Below are 15,946 nucleotides of genomic sequence, written 5' to 3'. Positions count from 1 at the left end.
CCCGTTACCCCTGTGATTCCCCCGTGCCGGACGCACCTTCGGCGTCGCCCTCCGGCACGGTGCCTCCCTTGGCCGATCCCCCGGCCTGCACCGGTTCGGCCAGTGCATGGTTTTGATTCAAACCGGGCTTTCGCGCAACCAGCTTCGTGGGGTCGCGCATGTCGAACCGCAGCCAGCCCCGGCCGAGCAGCGGCCGCGATCCGTCCATCGCCGCGAAACGCATCAATGCCGCCCCCGCCCCGTCCTCGGGAAGCGCCAGCGTCTCGCCGCTGTCGAAGGTAAGGTCCCAACGGCGGTTGCCGATCCAGGTCGCGGCCTTCACGCGCGGCTTCAGAGCAGGTGCGGCGGACAGCAATGCCTGATAGGCCGGTTCCTGCAAATTGGCGCCCGGCCCGATGACCAGCGGCAGGTCTGGCATCGCCTCTGGCTGGACCGGCTCCAGCAGCACACCGCCTGCGTCGATCAGCGTCAGCTGGCCGTTATCCTGCCACACCGCCGCCGGGCTGCGCTCCTCGATGTCGACAAGCAGCGTGTCGGGCAAACGGCGCGAGACATGCGCGTCCTTGATCCAGCCATAGCGAAGCAGCTTGGCGCGGACATCTTCCAGATTGACCAGCGGCATCGCCCGGCTCTGCTGATCGAGCGCGACGGCATAGACGGTCATCCGGTCCATGCGCTTCAGTCCGGTGACCTCGATCTGCTGGACGCGGAACCCGGCATGGCCCGCCTGCTCGGCGATTGCGGTGCCGATCATGCCCGGCACGCCGATATAGGTCGCCACCGCCAGAGCCGCCGCGCCCGCACCGCCCAGGATCGACCAGGTGACCGCCTTCTTGATCGTCTCCTCGCTGACCGGCAGGCGACCGAGCAGCCGTTGCGCCAGCGTCTCGCGACGCACCGGCTGACGGCGACGCGGGACGGGACGGCGGGGCGATGGCCCGCGCTTGATCGTACGGCTCATCCCGCCTGGTCCTTGTACCAGGCCACCGCCTCATCGACGATCGCCTGGACCAGCGTGTCGTAATCCATGCCGACATGGCGGCCCTGCTCGGGCACCAGGCTGAGCGGCGTCATGCCCGGCTGGGTATTCACCTCCAGCAGGAACAGCCCGTCGACGCCGCGTTCATCGTCCCAGCGGAAATCGGAACGCGACGCACCCCGGCAACCCAGGATACGGTGCGCCTCCAGCGCCAGCGACTTGCACGCCTCGGCGATCTCGTCCGGAATCTGCGCGGGGCAGACATGCTCGGTCAGGCCATCGGTATATTTGGCATCGAAATCATACCAGCCATTCTTGGGCTTGAGTTCGGTCACCCCCAGCGCACGGCCGCCCAGAACAGCGGTCGTCAGTTCACGGCCGCGGATATAGGGCTCGGCCAGCAATTCCTCGAACTCGCCCCACGGACCTGCCGCATCGCGCGCGATCGGGCTGCCATGGTTGCTGGTGTCGGTGACGATCGCGACGCCGACCGACGAGCCTTCATTGACCGGCTTCAGCACATAGGGGCGCGGCAGCGGATCACCCGCGAACAAATCCTCCGACTTCACGATCCGGCCGCCGGGCATGGGAATGCCGTGCGGGACCAGCGCCTGCTTGGTCAGCACCTTGTCGATCGCGATGACCGAGGTGGCGAGACCCGAATGGGTGTATGGAATGCCCATCAGGTCGAGCATTCCCTGCACCGTGCCGTCCTCGCCGGGCGAGCCGTGGAGCGCGTTGAAGACGATGTCAGGCTGGGCCTCGACCAGTTTCGCCGCGACGTCGCGGCCCATGTCGATCCGGGTGACGCGGTGGCCGTTCCGCTCCAGCGCATCGGCGACGCCCGCGCCCGACATCAGCGACACCGGCCGCTCCGCCGACCAGCCGCCCATCAGAACCGCGATATGGAGATGATCGGTCACTTCGCGATTCCCACTCTTTGAATTTCCCATTCGAGCGTCACGCCCGACTGCGCCTTGACCTTGGCTCGGACGTCCTCTCCCAGCGCTTCGATCTCCGCCGCCGTGGCATTGCCGAGGTTCAGCAGGAAGTTGCAGTGCTTCTCCGACACCTGCGCATGGCCCAGCGTTAGCCCGCGACACCCCGCCGCATCGACCAAAGCCCAGGCCTTGTGCCCCTCCGGATTCTTGAAGGTCGATCCGCCGGTCTTCGACCGCAGCGGCTGCGACGCTTCGCGCGCGGCGGCGATGCGGTCCATCTCGGCCTGAATGGCTTGCGGTTCGGCCGCGTGCCCCCGGAACGTCGCCTCGACCACCACCGTGCCGTCGGTCAGGTTGGAGTGGCGATAGGTATAGCCCAGGTCGGCGGCGCCCAGCGTCTCGACCGTGCCGTCCCGGCGGACGACGGTGGCGGAGACCAGCACATCGGCCACCTCGCGGCCATAGGCCCCGCCATTCATCCGCACGAAGCCGCCGACCGTGCCGGGGATCGAGCGCAGGAATTCCAGCCCGCCAATGCCCGCATCGCGGGCGTTGGACGAGACGAGGATGCCCGACGTGCCTCCGCCGCAGGTGATGAGGTGCCCCTCTCCCGCCCGCGCATAGGCGAAGGGCTTGCCCAGCCGCACCACCACGCCCGGCACGCCGCCGTCACGCACGATCAGGTTGGAGCCGAGGCCCAGCGCCATCACCGGCACATCCGATGCCAACTCGCGCAGGAAGGCCGACACGTCTTCGACGCTCTTCGGCTCCAGCAGATATTCGGCCGGTCCGCCCGCCTTGAACCACACCAGCGGCGCCAAGGGTGCGCTGGGGGTCAATCGGCCGGCGGTGTCGGGCAGGGTCATCGACGCGCCTCGACCGCTGCCGCGAGGCCCGCCGCCCATTTGGTGATGTCGCCTGCCCCCAGGCAGACGACCATGTCGTCCGCACGGATCGAGCCCGCCAGTTCCTCGGCCAGTGCATCGGCATCAGCAACGGTCGCGGTCGAGCGATGCCCGCGCCGCTTCAGCCCCTCGACCAGCGCCTGCGCATCGACGCCCTCGATCGGCTGCTCGCCCGCCGCATAGACCGGGGTTACCAACACGCGGTCAGCATCGTTGAAGGCGGTCTGGAACTCCTCCATCAAATTGCCGAGCCGGGTGAAGCGGTGCGGCTGCACCACCGCGATCACGCGACCCCGCGCGCCTTCCCGCGCGGCGGCCAGCACCGCACGAATCTCGACCGGGTGATGACCGTAATCGTCGATCACGGTCGCCGTGCCGCCGTCCACCGCGATCTCGCCGACTTTGGTGAAGCGGCGCTTCACGCCACCGAACTGACCGAAACCCTGCTGAATGGTCGCGTCCTCGATGCCCAGTTCCAGCGCGACGCCGATCGCCGCCAGCGCGTTCTGGACATTGTGGCGGCCGGGCATGGGCAGTTCGATCCCCTCGATCGAGCGGCTGGAGCCATCGCGGTTGCGGATGATCGCCTCGAAGCGGTTGCCGCCGGGAATCGGCGTGACGTTGACCCCGCGCACGTCCGCTTGCGCCGAAAAGCCATAGGTCACGACACGCCGGTCGCGCACGCGGGGCAGGATATTCTGTACCTCGGGGTGATCGAGGCAGAGCAAGGCCGCGCCGTAGAAGGGCACATTCTCGACGAACTCGACAAACGCGTCCTTCACCCGGTCGAACGAGCCATAATGGTCGAGATGCTCGGGGTCGATATTGGTCACGACCGCGATCGTGCCGTCCAGCCGCAGGAAGCTGCCGTCGCTCTCGTCGGCCTCGACGACCATCCAGTCGGAGGCGCCCAGACGCGCGTTCGAGCCATAGCTGTTGATGATGCCGCCATTGATGACGGTCGGGTCCACCCCGCCCGCATCCAGTAGCGCGGCGACCATCGAGGTCGTCGTCGTCTTGCCATGCGTCCCCGCCACCGCGACAGTGGACTTCAGCCGCATCAACTCGGCCAGCATCTCGGCGCGGCGCACCACGGGGATGCGGCGTTCCAGCGCGGCTTCGACTTCGGGGTTGGAGCGGGTGATCGCGGTCGAGGTGACGACCACCGCCGCATCGCCCAGATTATCGGCTGCGTGGCCGATCGCGACCGGAATCCCCTTGTCGCGCAGCCCCTGCACGACATAGCCTTCGGCCACGTCGGAGCCCTGCACGCGGTAGCCGAGATTCTTCATCACTTCGGCAATGCCCGACATGCCGATGCCGCCGATACCGACGAAATGGATCGTGCCGATGTCCGTCGCGACGCCCTTCATGCGCCCATCCCCGCCAAATTCCCTGTCCTTTGCGATTTGCCCACCGGCAAGACCATGCGCGGTGCGTCGAGGCTTTCGACCAGATCGGCGAGATCGCTCGCCGCTTGCGGTCGCCCACAGCCGCGCGCGCGACCCGCCGCATTCTCCAGCGCCGCCGGGTCGAGGCCCAGCTTCTGCATCTGCTTGGCCAGTTCGACCGGCGTGAAATCCTTCTGCGCGATGGTGCGCGCACCGCCCGCCTTGGTCATCTCACGTGCATTCACCGTCTGGTGATCGTCGGTCGCGCTCGGCAAGGGCACCAGGATCGCGGGCCGACCCGCCACGGTCAGCTCGGCAAGCGTCGAGGCCCCTGCCCGCGCGATGACCAGATGTGCCCAGGCCAGTTGCTCGGGCAGGTCGGGCAGATAGGTGGCGAGTTCGGCCGGAATCTCATGCTCGGCATATTTCGCGCGGACTTCGTCGATATCCTCGATCCGCGCCTGATGCGTCACCTGCAACCGCCGCCGGAAAGTGACGGGGAGCATGGCGAGGCCATCGGGCACCACCTTGGACAGGATGCTCGCCCCCTGGCTGCCGCCGGTGACGAGGACTCGGAAGATGCCGTCCTCCTCCAGCAGCGGATAGGGCCGCGACCGCAGTGCGAGCACTTGATCGCGCACCGGATTGCCGACGAGCCGGGTCTTGTCCGAATGCTTGGCGCTCAGCCGCTGCGTATCCTCATAGGACAGCGCGATCGCATCGACCTTGCCCGCGACCAGCCGGTTGACCCGCCCCAGCACCGCATTCTGCTCATGGATCGCGGTCGGAATCCCCTCAGCGAACGCCGCGAGAAGGGCCGGCATTGCGGGGTAGCCGCCAAAGCCGATCACCGCCGCCGGGCGGAACGTCTTGTAAAGCTCACGCGCCATCGCGCGGCCGCGCCACATCTCGCGCAGCGCCTTGCCCCAGCCGACGGGACCGCCGGCGAAGCGCCCGGCGGGCAGGACATGCGTTTGAATATCCTCGAACAGCCCCGGGAAGCGTACCCCGCGCGCGTCCGACACCAGCGCCACTCGGTGGCCGCGCCGGGTCAGTTCGGCCGCCAGCGCGGCGGCAGGGACCATATGGCCGCCGGTACCCCCGGCGGCGAGGACGAAGTGACGGCTCATTGCCCGCTCCACCTGACAACATAGGGGCTGCGCGTCAGGAACGGGTTGCGCCGGGTGAATGCCAGCAACAACCCCATCCCGATCGACAGCGCGATCATCGACGAGCCGCCATAGCTGATGAACGGCAGGGTCATCCCCTTGGACGGGGCCAGCCCCGTGTTCACCGCCATCGAAATCAGCGCCTGCGCACCGAACTGCACCGCCAGCCCGGAGGCGGCGTAGAGCTTGAACTCGTCCTGTTCGTCAAGCAGCTTCACGAACACCCGCACCACGATCGCCAGGAAGACGAGCGCGATGATCGAACAGGCGATCAGGCCGAACTCCTCGCCGATCACCGAGAAGATATAGTCGGTATGCGCCTCCGGCAGGCCGAACTTGGCCGAGCCCCCGCCCGGCCCCGTGCCGGTCCAGCCGCCCGCCGTCAGCGTGTTGTGCGCGGCATTGACCTGAAAATGGTCGGCCGCCCCCTCGCCATCGACATCGGGAAACAGGAAGGCGTTGATGCGGCTGCGCGCGACGCCATAGAACATATAGGCGGTGACCAGCCCGATCGGTGCCAGCGATCCGATCGCCAGCATCACCTTGAGCGGCGTGCCCGCGATCATCAACAGCGCGACCCAGACCAGGCAGAAGACGATCGTCTGGCCGAAATCGGGTTGCAGCATCAACAACCCGGCGACCATCCCGGTCATCCCCATGGTGATAAGGGTTGCGGGCAGATCGCGCTCCTTGGCCTTGAGCGACAGGATCCATGCCGTCGTGACGATGAACATCGGCTTCAGGAATTCGGAAGGCTGGAACTGCGCGATGCCGAAGCCGATCCAGCGCCGCGCGCCGTTGATCTCGACGCCGATAAAGGGCGTGACCGCCAGGATCGCGATCAGAATGCCCGTCCCCAGCACCGCCATTCGCCGCGCGGTGACGACGGGCAGCATCGAGACGCCGAACAGCACGGGCAGCGAAACGCCGACCCACATCACCTGTCGCCAGAAATAGTAAAGCGGCGCGAATTTGCGGTGCTCGCCCGAATAGCGCATCGCGGTCGCGGGACTGGCGGCGGCGACGGCGATTAGGCCGATCGCGATCAGGAACAGGGTGAGCAGCAGCAGCACCCGGTCGATGTCCCAGAACCAGGTGCCCAGCGGCGACCGGTCGCCGCGGCCGCCGCGGCCCTTGATCGATCCGATCAGGCCGGGGCGCGGGGCGGTCTTGGCAACACGGTCCTTCACGCCAAAGCCTCCACCGCCGCGCGGAACGCGTCCCCGCGCGCTTCATAATCGCGGAACTGGTCGAAACTGGCGCAGGCAGGCGACAACAGCACCGTCTCGCCCGGCAGCGCCGCCGCCGCCGCATGGGCGACCGCCGCCTCCAGCGTACCGGACTGCTCGACCACCGGCACCTTGTCCTTCAACAGGTCGAAGAACAACGGCGCCGCCTCGCCGATGGTATAGGCCGCGACGACATGATCCAGATGCGCGGCGCAGGCGTCGAGATCGTCGCCCTTGCGCTTGCCGCCGACGATCCAGTGGACGCGCGGAAAGGCCGCCAGCGCGGGCGCGGTGGATTCGGGATTGGTCGCCTTGGAGTCGTTGACGAACGCCACGCCGTTGCGGATCGCGACATGCTGCATCCGGTGCGGCAGGCTGGCATAGCTGGCGAGGCCCGCTTCGATGGCGTCTTCATTGATGCCCAGTGCACGGGCAACGGCGATAGCGGCCTGCGCATTCTGGGCATTGTGCGGGCCTTGCAGCGTGGGCCAGCGGCTCTGGTCGATGACGCCCGGCGCTATGGTGACGAGATCGTCGGTCCGTCCGGCAAGCCCTTGCGCGATGCTGGCCGAAGCCTCGTCGCCCGTGCCTACCACCGCGACATGTCCCGCCGACTGCATCGTGAACAGCCGCGCCTTGGACGCTGCGTAACCCGCAAAACCGTCATAGCGGTCGAGATGATCGGGCGTGATGTTGAGCAGCACCGCCACGTCGCAATCCAGGCTCCGGGTCAGGTCGATCTGGTAGCTGGACAGCTCCAGCACATAGACCCCGCCCTCGGGCAACGGTTCCTGCCCCAGGATCGGCAGGCCGATATTGCCGCCCATCAGGGTCGGTACGCCCGCCGTCTTCAGGATATGATGGACCAGCGCGGTGGTGGTCGATTTACCGTTGGTGCCGGTGATGCCGACGACCTTGGGTGGCGGCAGATCGTGCCGAGCCTGGGCGAAGAGTTCGATGTCGCCGATTATCCGCACCCCCGCCGCACGCGCCGCAGCGGCCAGCGGATGGGTGTTGAGCGGCACGCCCGGGGATACGACCAGCGCATCGAAGCCTGACAGGTCGTCCAACGGAGCAATGCTCAGCCGGTCATGGGCGGTGAAGGCCTCACGCTTGGCGGGATCGCTGTCCCAGGCCGCGACGCTCGCCCCGCCCTCCAGCAATGCCGAAACGGTCGCGGCGCCGGAGCGCGCCAGCCCCAGCACCGCGAAAGTCTTGCCCGCCCAGTCGCGCGAAACGATCATCGCAGCTTCAACGTCGACAGGCCCGCCAGCGCCAGCACGAATGCGATGATCCAGAAACGGATCACCACGGTCGGCTCCGACCAGCCGAGCTGTTCGAAATGATGGTGGATCGGTGCCATGCGGAACACGCGCTTGCCGGTCCGCTTATAGAAGAAGACCTGGATGATGACCGACATCGCCTCGACCACGAACAGGCCGCCGATGATGCCCAGCACGATCTCGTGATGCGCGACCACCGCGATGGTGCCGAGCGCGCCGCCCAGCGCCAGGCTGCCCGTGTCGCCCATGAACACCGCCGCCGGGGGCGCATTGAACCACAGGAAGGCGAGGCCTGCGCCGACCACCGCACCGCAAAAGATCGCCAGCTCGCCCGCGCCCGGCACATGCGGGATGCCCAGATAATCGGCGAACTTCACGTTACCCGCCAGATAGACGATGACCATGAAGGCGACGCTGGCGATGATGACCGGCATGGTCGCAAGCCCGTCCAGCCCGTCGGTCAGGTTCACCGCATTGCCGAACGCCACGATCGTGAAGGCGGCGAACAGCGGATAGACATAGCCGAGGTCGATATACATGCGCGAGGTGAAGGGCAGATAGAGGTGCGGCCCGTTCTGCCCCATGATGATCCAAGCGGCGATCCCGGCGATGGCGAATTCCAGCAGCAGCCGCGTCCGCCCGGACACGCCCGCCGTCGAGGCTTTGCGCACCTTGTCGTAATCGTCGAGGAACCCGATCGCCCCGAACCCCAGCGTCACGAACAGGCACGCCCAGACGAAGGGATTGAAGACGTTCATCCAGATCAGGATGGACAGCGTCATGCTGGTCAGGATCATCAGCCCGCCCATGGTGGGCGTGCCACGCTTGGCGAGGTGCGTCTGGGGCCCGTCCGCGCGGATCGGCTGCCCCTTGCCCTGGCGGACGCGCAGCCAGCCGATGAAGCGCGGCCCGATGATCAGGCCGATGAACAGCGCGGTCGCGACCGTCGCGCCGGTCCGGAACGACTGGTAACGGATGAGGTTGAGAAGCCCCGGAAACCCGAGATGCTCCGCGATCCAGTACAGCATCTAACTCACGCCCCGCCCGTTCGGATTTCGTCGCGCAGGGCGGCTACGACACGCGCCAACCCCACCCCGTTCGATCCCTTGATCAGCACCACGTCATCGGGTGCGACAATCGTGGCCAGCGCCTCGCGCGCGGCCTTCGCATCGGCCACATGGACGAAATCGACCCGCCCCTCAAGCGCAGCCGCCAGCGGCGTCATCGATTTACCGACCAGCAGCGCCTTTTCGACGCGCGCGGCCAGGATCGGCTCGGCCAGGCCCGCATGATAGTCGGCGGAATCCTCACCCAGCTCGCGCATTTCGCCCAGCACCGCGACATGGCGGCCTGGCTCCTCGGCCAGCACCGCCAGCGTCGCGCGCATGGAGGCGGGATTGGCATTGTAGCTTTCGTCGATGATGAGCGCGCCATTGCCCGCACGGAACCGCGCGCCACGTCCGGGCAAGCCACCCATTTCGGCCAGCGCCAACCCGGCAAGCCCCAGATCGCCGCCCGCCGCATCCACCGCCGCCAATACGGCCAGCGCGTTGGACACCCAATGGCGTCCCGGCTGCGACAGGGTGAAGTTCAACTCCCGTGCGCCCAGCCGCGCGGTGACGAAGCTGCCACCGGTCGGCCCGCGCATCGCCTCGACCGCGCGGACATCAGCCTCCGGCGTGAAGCCGAAGGTCACGATCCGCTCGGCATAGGGCTTGGCCGCCGCGATCAGCCGCTCGCGATGCGGGCTGTCATAGGGGATGATCGCGGTGCCGCCGGGCTCCAGCCCCCGAAAGATTTCCCCCTTGGCATCCGCGATGGCGGACTCGTCGGGGAAGAATTCGGTATGCGCGGGGGCGATGGCGGTGACGATTGCAATGTGCGGGCGCACCATCGCGGTCAGCGCGGTCAGTTCCCCCGCATGGTTCATCCCCATCTCAAACACGCCCGCGCGCATCTCGCGCGGCATCCGCGCCAGGCTCAGGGGCACGCCGGTATGGTTGTTGTAGCTCTTGACCGAGCGGTGCACCGCCCCGCGCCAGCCACGCTCCAGCGCGGCATAGAGCGCTTCCTTGGCGCTGGTCTTGCCGACCGATCCGGTGACGCCGATGATCGTCGCCGGCGTTCGCGCGCGCGACGCACGTCCCAGATCCTCCAATGCATGGAAACTGTCAGCGACACGCACATGCGGGTGGTCGGTATCGGCGCTGACCAGCGCGCCCGTCGCCCCTTGCGCAAAAGCCTGATCGAGGAAGCGGTGGCCGTCGGTCGCCTCCCCCGACATCGCGACGAACAGGTCGCCCGGCCCCACTTCGCGGCTGTCAAAGGCGACGCCGGACACGGCGAAGTCACCCGAAGCGGTGCCGCCGGTCGCCTGCGCGATCTCCTGAGCGGTCCAAAGGCTCACTTTCCCTCCCCCTTCGAAGAGGCGCCATAATGGAGCGACAGCTTGGGGCGGACCCGCGCGGGCGTCTCCGACGGCGCGGTATCGCTGGTCTGGGCGGGGGGCGTCTTCGTCGTCGGCTTGGCCGTCATGCCGCGCACTCCCGCGCGACCGCCACATCGTCGAAGGGCAGGACGAGGTCGCCGATGATCTGCCCCTGCTCATGCCCCTTGCCCGCGATCAGGACGATGTCCTGCTCGCCCGCCTCGGCGATGGCGGCGGCGATGGCGTCGCGGCGGTCACCGATCTCGATCGCACCGGTCGCGCCGCGCATGACCTGGGCACGGATGGCGGCGGGATCTTCTGTGCGGGGATTGTCATCGGTGACGATGACCCGGTCCGCGTGCATCGACGCGACCTGCCCCATCACCTCGCGCTTGCCCGGATCGCGGTCTCCGCCCGCCCCCAGCACCACGATCAGCCGCCCGCCCGCATGGGGCTTGAGCGCGGCGATCGCCGCCTCGATCGCATCGGGGGTGTGCGCATAATCAACATAGATGGGCGCGCCGCTCTTGGCGATGGCCGCCCGCTCCAGCCGTCCGCGCACCGGCTGCAACCGGGCGAGATCGGCGATGGTCTTCGCCACGTCGCCCCCGGTCGCGATGACCAGCCCGGCGGAAACCAGTGCATTGGCTGCTTGATAGGCGCCGATCAGCGGCAACTGGACCTTGTGCACCGTCCCCTGCTCGTCCTCGATCACCAGGCCTTGACCCAGCAGCGTGGGATGCCGCTCGATCAGCTTCAGCGTCGAGCCCCGCTCGCCGACCGTGACCAGCCTGTTGCCGCGCGCCCGCGCCAGGTCGATGACCCGACCGCTCTGCACGTCATCGGCCCAGACGACCGCCGTCCCCTCGGGCGACAGCACTTCGGAGAACAGCCGCATCTTCGCGGTCAGATAGGCGCCCATATCGCCATGATAGTCGAGATGGTCGCGCGACAAATTGGTGAAGGCTGCCGCCGATACCGTCAGCCCTTCGGTGCGATATTGAGTCAAGCCATGGCTCGACGCCTCGAATGCCAGATGGGTCACCCCCTCGCGCGCCAGCCCGGCGACGTTCGACAGGAAGGTAACGACATCGGGCGTGGTCAGCCCGGTATAGGTCCGCTCATCCGCCGTGGTGACGCCCAGCGTCCCGATCGAGGCGGCGTGATGCCCCGCCATCCGCCAGAGCTGGCGCGTCATCTCGACGGTCGAGGTCTTGCCGTTGGTCCCGGTCACCGCCACCGCCGTCGCCGGGAAGGGCGCGAAGAACGCCGCCGCCAGCCGGGCAAAGGCCGCACGCGGCTCGTCCGAGGCGATATGAACCGCCCCCTCCACCGTCGCGCCGGGCCGCGCGACCACCGCTACCGCGCCGCTGCGCACCGCATCGGCGATGAAGTCCTCGCCATTCACCCGCGCGCCCTGAAAGGCGCCGAAGATGGTGCCCGGCGCGACCTTGCGATGGTCGATCGCAAAACCGGAGACGAGGGCGTCGCCGCCCTCGCCCGTGATGCCATGGTCCAGTTGATTCAGCTTCATGCGGCCAGCCTCATCGCCCATCCGTCGGCGGCGCCTTGGGATCCTGCCACAGCGTGGGCAGAATGTCGGACACGTCCACATCCTTGTTGGCGTCGGGCACCACGCCCAGCATCGAGCCCACCCGAGCGATCGTCCGCCCGACCACCGGGGCGGCGTTCCAGGCTGCGGTCTTCCACCCGAACGTCTCCTTCGTACCCTTTGGCGAGTCGAGCATCGCCAGCACCACATAGCGCGGCGCATCCATGGGGAACGCCGCGGCAAAGGTAGCCACGTTGCGCGACCGATCATAGCCACCCGCGACCGCCGCCTCCGCGGTACCCGTCTTGCCCCCGACGCGATAGCCGGGCGCATCGCCCTTGCGACCCGTGCCGCGCATCACGATCAGACGCAACATCTGGCGCATCTTGTAGCTGGTCGCCTCGCTCAACACCCGGCGTCCCGCGGCGCCGTGGCCGGCTTCGACCTTCAACAACGTCGCAGGCCGCCAGATGCCACCGTTGACCAGCGCGGCATAGGCCGAGGCCAGATGGAGCGGCGTCACCGCGATGCCATGGCCATAGGCCGTCGTCATCGTCGTGGTCCGCGCCCAATAGGTCGGCAGCAGCGGACGCCCCTTTTCGCGCAGTTCAATGTCGGGCTTGGTATCGAAGCCCAGCTTGCGGAACATCGCCTGCATCCGCTGCGGCCCGATCTCGTCGGCGACGCGCGCAGTGGCGATGTTGGACGAATAGATCAGCGTCTCGGCCATGTTCAGCCAACGCTTCGGATCGCCCGCCTCGTCATGGATGGTATAGCCGCCGACCTTCAGCGGATGGGTCGCGTCGAAGCGCCGCTGCATCGAGGTGACGACGCCATTCTCCATCGCGGTCGCCATGGTGATCGGCTTGAAGGTCGAACCCAGTTCGAACACGCTCTGCGTCGTGATGTTGCGCAGTTCGTCGGTGCCCGCCATGCCGACCCGGTTGGGGTTGAAGGTGGGCAGCGAGACCATCGCGATCACCTCGCCGGTATGCACGTCCAGGATGATGCCGCCGCCGCCGCGCGCCGCGAAGGTGTTCATGGCGCGACCGAGTTCGCTCTCCAGCGCGGCCTGCGCGCGGGTGTCGATCGACAGGGCGACGGGCTTGCCCGCCTGGGTCGGGTTGAGCAGCCGCTCGTCGAGAACGCGCTCCATGCCGCTCATGCCGTGCCCATCGGTCGACAGGAAGCCCAGCGCATGCGCGGCGAGCGTGGATTGCGGATAGAGCCGCTGCGTCTCGCGGTCGAAAACCAGGCCCGGCTCGCCGATGGCATTGACCTGCTCGACCAGGGTCGGGCTGGCGCGGCGTTGCAGATAGACGAAATTGGCCTTGCGGGTCAGCTGGTTGTAGAACCAAGCCTGGTCCCCGCGATCAGGCATCAGCGCGGCGAGGCGCGCGGCGATATCCATCGGATCGCCGATCAGCTTCTTGGGATGGACCGCGATGGTCCAGCTATCGATCGTACGCGCGAGCGGCGCGCCGTTGCGATCGACGATGTCGCCGCGCGCGGCCAGCGTCGCGGTCCGCGCCGCCGCATCCGCCGGGCCGGCGAACACCGCCAGCAGCATCAGCCGCCCGATCACGACGACCACCGCCGCGCCGAACAGCATCATCAACATCATCAATCGCATATGCGTCGTCGCGACCAGCGCATGGCGCTGGCCGGCGGTACGCTGCGTTCCGGTGGGACGCGCGACGAGAACGCTCAATGCCGCCGCCGCGATTCGGACTTGGCCCCCTTCAGAATGTCGCCAAGCGTCGTGTCGGACAGAAGCTGGCGGTCGAGCATGGCGACCGCCTGCGGACGCACCTTGGCCACGGCGGCGGCGGTGCGCACGGTCGCGATCGGGGCGGGCTTCCCGGCCTTGGCCGCATCGCCGCGCGCGACGATGCGTTCGGCCACGGCCTTCACGACCTGCGGCTTGGGCAGCTCGACCTTCGCCAACTGCACGACGGGGGCGGGTGCGGAGGGCTTGGTCGCAGCGGGGACGGCGGCCATCGCATCCGGCTGGGCGACCGGAACGGGCTGCGAGGGGACGAGCAAGGCGGTCTGGACGGCACCCGATTCCGGCCCGCGCGTCACGTCGAGCGAGGCGAGTTGCGCCTCGTCACCCACGAACTGCCCGGCGACCGGCGCGGTCAGCGCCAGCGTATCGCCGTTCCACTTTTCGAGCTGGACCAGATTGGCGCGTGTGTCGAACTCGGTCTCCAGCGCACGGATGTCACGCTCGGCGGTGCGGATGCGGACGTTGACGTCGTCGAGCTTCTTGCGCTCCGCCGCCACCTGCAGGGACACCAGGTAAAAGCCCAGGACGACCGCCACGCAGCTCCCGAACCACCCGATCCCCTTCAACCGATACGCCGCCGTCATACGCCCCACTCCTGACCCAACTCGCCCCCCGGCGCCCGCCCCTGCCCCGCCGACCAGGCGGGGAATTCCGTTCGTGTCGCAAACCGCAACGTCGCGGACCGCGCGCGCGGATTGCGGGCCAGTTCGGCCTCGCCTGCGCGGATCGCCTTGCCGACGTTCGTGAAGCTCGGCGCACGCGTGGCCGCCTGCTCCGGCAGGTGGCGCGATCCGCCCGGCATCTGCCCGGCCCGCTCGCGGAAGAAGCGCTTGACCATGCGATCTTCCAGACTGTGAAACGTCACCACCACCAACCGTCCGCCGGGCTTCAACGCGCGCTCCGCCGCCGCCAGCCCATCGGCCAGTTCGTCCAGTTCGCGGTTCACATGGATGCGGATCGCCTGGAAGGTCCGGGTCGCCGGATCCTTCTTGTCATGCGGACGATAGCCCAGCGCGCGGCGCACCACGGCGGCCAGATCGCCGGTTCGGGTCAGCGGACGCGCGGCAACGATAGCCTGCGCCACCCGACGCGAGCGCGGCTCTTCGCCATAATGATACAGCACGTCGGCGATAGCGGCCTCATCGGCGGTGTTCAGAAAATCCGCCGCCGATTCGCCTTCTTGCGCCATGCGCATGTCGAGCGGCCCGTCCCCCTGGAACGAAAAGCCGCGCTCGGCCTGATCGAGCTGCATCGAGGATACGCCGATGTCGAGCACGACACCGTCCACCGGCTCGGCCAATTCCTGATCCAGCCCCGAAAATTCGCGATGGACCAGGGTCAGCATGGGCACGGCCGCGACCAGCGCCTGGCCATTGGCGATCGCATCGGGATCGCGATCGAAGGCGATGACCTTTGCCCCCTTGGCGAGCATCGCACGCGTATAGCCGCCCGCGCCGAACGTGCCGTCGACATGCGTCTCGCCGGGCAGGATGGCGAGCGCGTCGAGGACTTCGTCGAGCAGGACGGGGATGTGCGGAGCGTCGTTGACGGCGGGGCTCACAGCGCGATCCCCTTTTCATGGCAATGGAAGCGCGCGGCCGAGATCATCTTCGGCGGCAGGCCCGGCGTGTCGACCAGCGTCTTGGGATCCCAGATTTCGATATAGTCGAACGTACCCCAGAAAAAGGCATGGCCCGCAATCCCGGCATGGAAACGGGGAAAGCCCGGCATGATGAAACGGCCCGACCCGTCAAAGGGCACCGCCTCGCCATTCGCCAGGTCGCGCTTGATATTATAGTCGATGCGCCCGTCCGGCCCGCGCGACATCTCGGTCCGCGCGTCCAGTTCCTTCTTCAGCACGGCAACATAACCCGGATCATAAGCGATCAGACAACGCTCGGTTTCGTGGACCGCGATGATGATGGTTCCGCCATCTTTTCCATCAGGGCGCGGCGCATTTTGAGCCAGCGTGGAGCGGAGCGCATTAGGGATGGCGACGCGGCCCTTGTCGTCGACAAGGCCAATGCCACTTCCCTGATACAAACCCCTTTCGGACACGCCAACCTCGCACATGGCGCGCATGCCCCACCGTTTCGGAACCCGACCCGAGCCGCATTCCGACCATTTCTGGATAACAGTGAGCCTGCCCCTCTGTTGGAAATGGGTCTACCTATAGCAGAACCGGGAGGCAACGGGATTTTTGGGGATAACCGGGGAAACTACTCCCAAAACATGGAATATGCGACGAACGGCTGGGCGAAGAACGGGATGGGACGATCA

General features: G+C 67.5%; 15 protein-coding genes. All 15 read right to left on the bottom strand.

All coding sequences use genetic code 11. The features are described from left to right. Window positions 1-4 precede the first annotated feature (4 nt). From ACWPWT_RS10185 to ACWPWT_RS10115, 15 genes are read right to left on the bottom strand one after another with little or no spacing between them, the layout of a single operon-like run. On the bottom strand, window positions 5-961 hold the full coding sequence (locus ACWPWT_RS10185) for a cell division protein FtsQ/DivIB (protein ID WP_454279541.1): 957 nt from the start codon (window positions 959-961) through the stop codon (window positions 5-7). Further along, complete coding sequence (locus ACWPWT_RS10180; RefSeq protein WP_454279540.1) at window positions 958-1,932, bottom strand: D-alanine--D-alanine ligase; 975 nt, start codon at window positions 1,930-1,932, stop codon at window positions 958-960. The genes ACWPWT_RS10185 and ACWPWT_RS10180 overlap by 4 nt, the downstream gene beginning before the upstream one ends. After that, entirely contained in the window at window positions 1,899-2,786 is an 888-nt protein-coding gene (gene murB, locus ACWPWT_RS10175) for a UDP-N-acetylmuramate dehydrogenase (protein WP_454279539.1), read from the bottom strand. Before murB ends, ACWPWT_RS10180 begins: the two co-directional genes overlap by 34 nt. Next, the gene (murC, locus tag ACWPWT_RS10170) at window positions 2,783-4,198 is read right to left on the bottom strand and encodes a UDP-N-acetylmuramate--L-alanine ligase (protein WP_454279538.1); all 1,416 of its coding nucleotides are present in this window, start codon (window positions 4,196-4,198) and stop codon (window positions 2,783-2,785) included. Before murC ends, murB begins: the two co-directional genes overlap by 4 nt. Then, window positions 4,195-5,346 (bottom strand): undecaprenyldiphospho-muramoylpentapeptide beta-N-acetylglucosaminyltransferase, encoded by a 1,152-nt coding sequence (murG, locus tag ACWPWT_RS10165; protein ID WP_261269064.1) that lies wholly within the window; start codon window positions 5,344-5,346, stop codon window positions 4,195-4,197. Before murG ends, murC begins: the two co-directional genes overlap by 4 nt. Next, on the bottom strand, window positions 5,343-6,575 hold the full coding sequence (locus ACWPWT_RS10160) for an FtsW/RodA/SpoVE family cell cycle protein (protein WP_261269065.1): 1,233 nt from the start codon (window positions 6,573-6,575) through the stop codon (window positions 5,343-5,345). The genes murG and ACWPWT_RS10160 overlap by 4 nt, the downstream gene beginning before the upstream one ends. Continuing rightward, window positions 6,572-7,858: a UDP-N-acetylmuramoyl-L-alanine--D-glutamate ligase gene (gene murD, locus ACWPWT_RS10155; protein ID WP_454279537.1), complete on the bottom strand. Its 1,287-nt coding sequence runs from the start codon at window positions 7,856-7,858 to the stop codon at window positions 6,572-6,574. The genes ACWPWT_RS10160 and murD overlap by 4 nt, the downstream gene beginning before the upstream one ends. Then, the gene (gene mraY, locus ACWPWT_RS10150; protein ID WP_261269067.1) at window positions 7,855-8,925 is read right to left on the bottom strand and encodes a phospho-N-acetylmuramoyl-pentapeptide-transferase; all 1,071 of its coding nucleotides are present in this window, start codon (window positions 8,923-8,925) and stop codon (window positions 7,855-7,857) included. The genes murD and mraY overlap by 4 nt, the downstream gene beginning before the upstream one ends. Before the next feature lie 5 nt (window positions 8,926-8,930). Continuing rightward, entirely contained in the window at window positions 8,931-10,304 is a 1,374-nt protein-coding gene (locus ACWPWT_RS10145) for a UDP-N-acetylmuramoyl-tripeptide--D-alanyl-D-alanine ligase (protein WP_454279536.1), read from the bottom strand. Beyond that, on the bottom strand, window positions 10,301-10,432 hold the full coding sequence (locus tag ACWPWT_RS10140) for a hypothetical protein (RefSeq protein ID WP_261269069.1): 132 nt from the start codon (window positions 10,430-10,432) through the stop codon (window positions 10,301-10,303). The genes ACWPWT_RS10145 and ACWPWT_RS10140 overlap by 4 nt, the downstream gene beginning before the upstream one ends. Then, window positions 10,429-11,859, bottom strand: a complete 1,431-nt coding sequence (locus ACWPWT_RS10135; protein WP_454279535.1) for a UDP-N-acetylmuramoyl-L-alanyl-D-glutamate--2,6-diaminopimelate ligase — start codon at window positions 11,857-11,859, stop codon at window positions 10,429-10,431. The genes ACWPWT_RS10140 and ACWPWT_RS10135 overlap by 4 nt, the downstream gene beginning before the upstream one ends. A gap of 10 nt (window positions 11,860-11,869) precedes the next feature. Continuing rightward, the gene (locus ACWPWT_RS10130) at window positions 11,870-13,588 is read right to left on the bottom strand and encodes a peptidoglycan D,D-transpeptidase FtsI family protein (RefSeq protein ID WP_261269071.1); all 1,719 of its coding nucleotides are present in this window, start codon (window positions 13,586-13,588) and stop codon (window positions 11,870-11,872) included. Further along, window positions 13,585-14,250, bottom strand: a complete 666-nt coding sequence (locus ACWPWT_RS10125; RefSeq protein ID WP_454279534.1) for a hypothetical protein — start codon at window positions 14,248-14,250, stop codon at window positions 13,585-13,587. Before ACWPWT_RS10125 ends, ACWPWT_RS10130 begins: the two co-directional genes overlap by 4 nt. Beyond that, complete coding sequence (rsmH, locus tag ACWPWT_RS10120; protein ID WP_454279533.1) at window positions 14,247-15,227, bottom strand: 16S rRNA (cytosine(1402)-N(4))-methyltransferase RsmH; 981 nt, start codon at window positions 15,225-15,227, stop codon at window positions 14,247-14,249. The genes ACWPWT_RS10125 and rsmH overlap by 4 nt, the downstream gene beginning before the upstream one ends. Continuing rightward, window positions 15,224-15,748, bottom strand: a complete 525-nt coding sequence (locus ACWPWT_RS10115; protein WP_454279532.1) for a division/cell wall cluster transcriptional repressor MraZ — start codon at window positions 15,746-15,748, stop codon at window positions 15,224-15,226. The genes rsmH and ACWPWT_RS10115 overlap by 4 nt, the downstream gene beginning before the upstream one ends. Between the last annotated feature and the right edge of the window lie 198 nt (window positions 15,749-15,946).

Source organism: Sphingomonas sp. Marseille-Q8236 (assembly GCF_965112005.1).
Note: the sequence above shows the minus strand (reverse complement) of the source record. Positions and strands in the feature narration are given on the sequence as shown.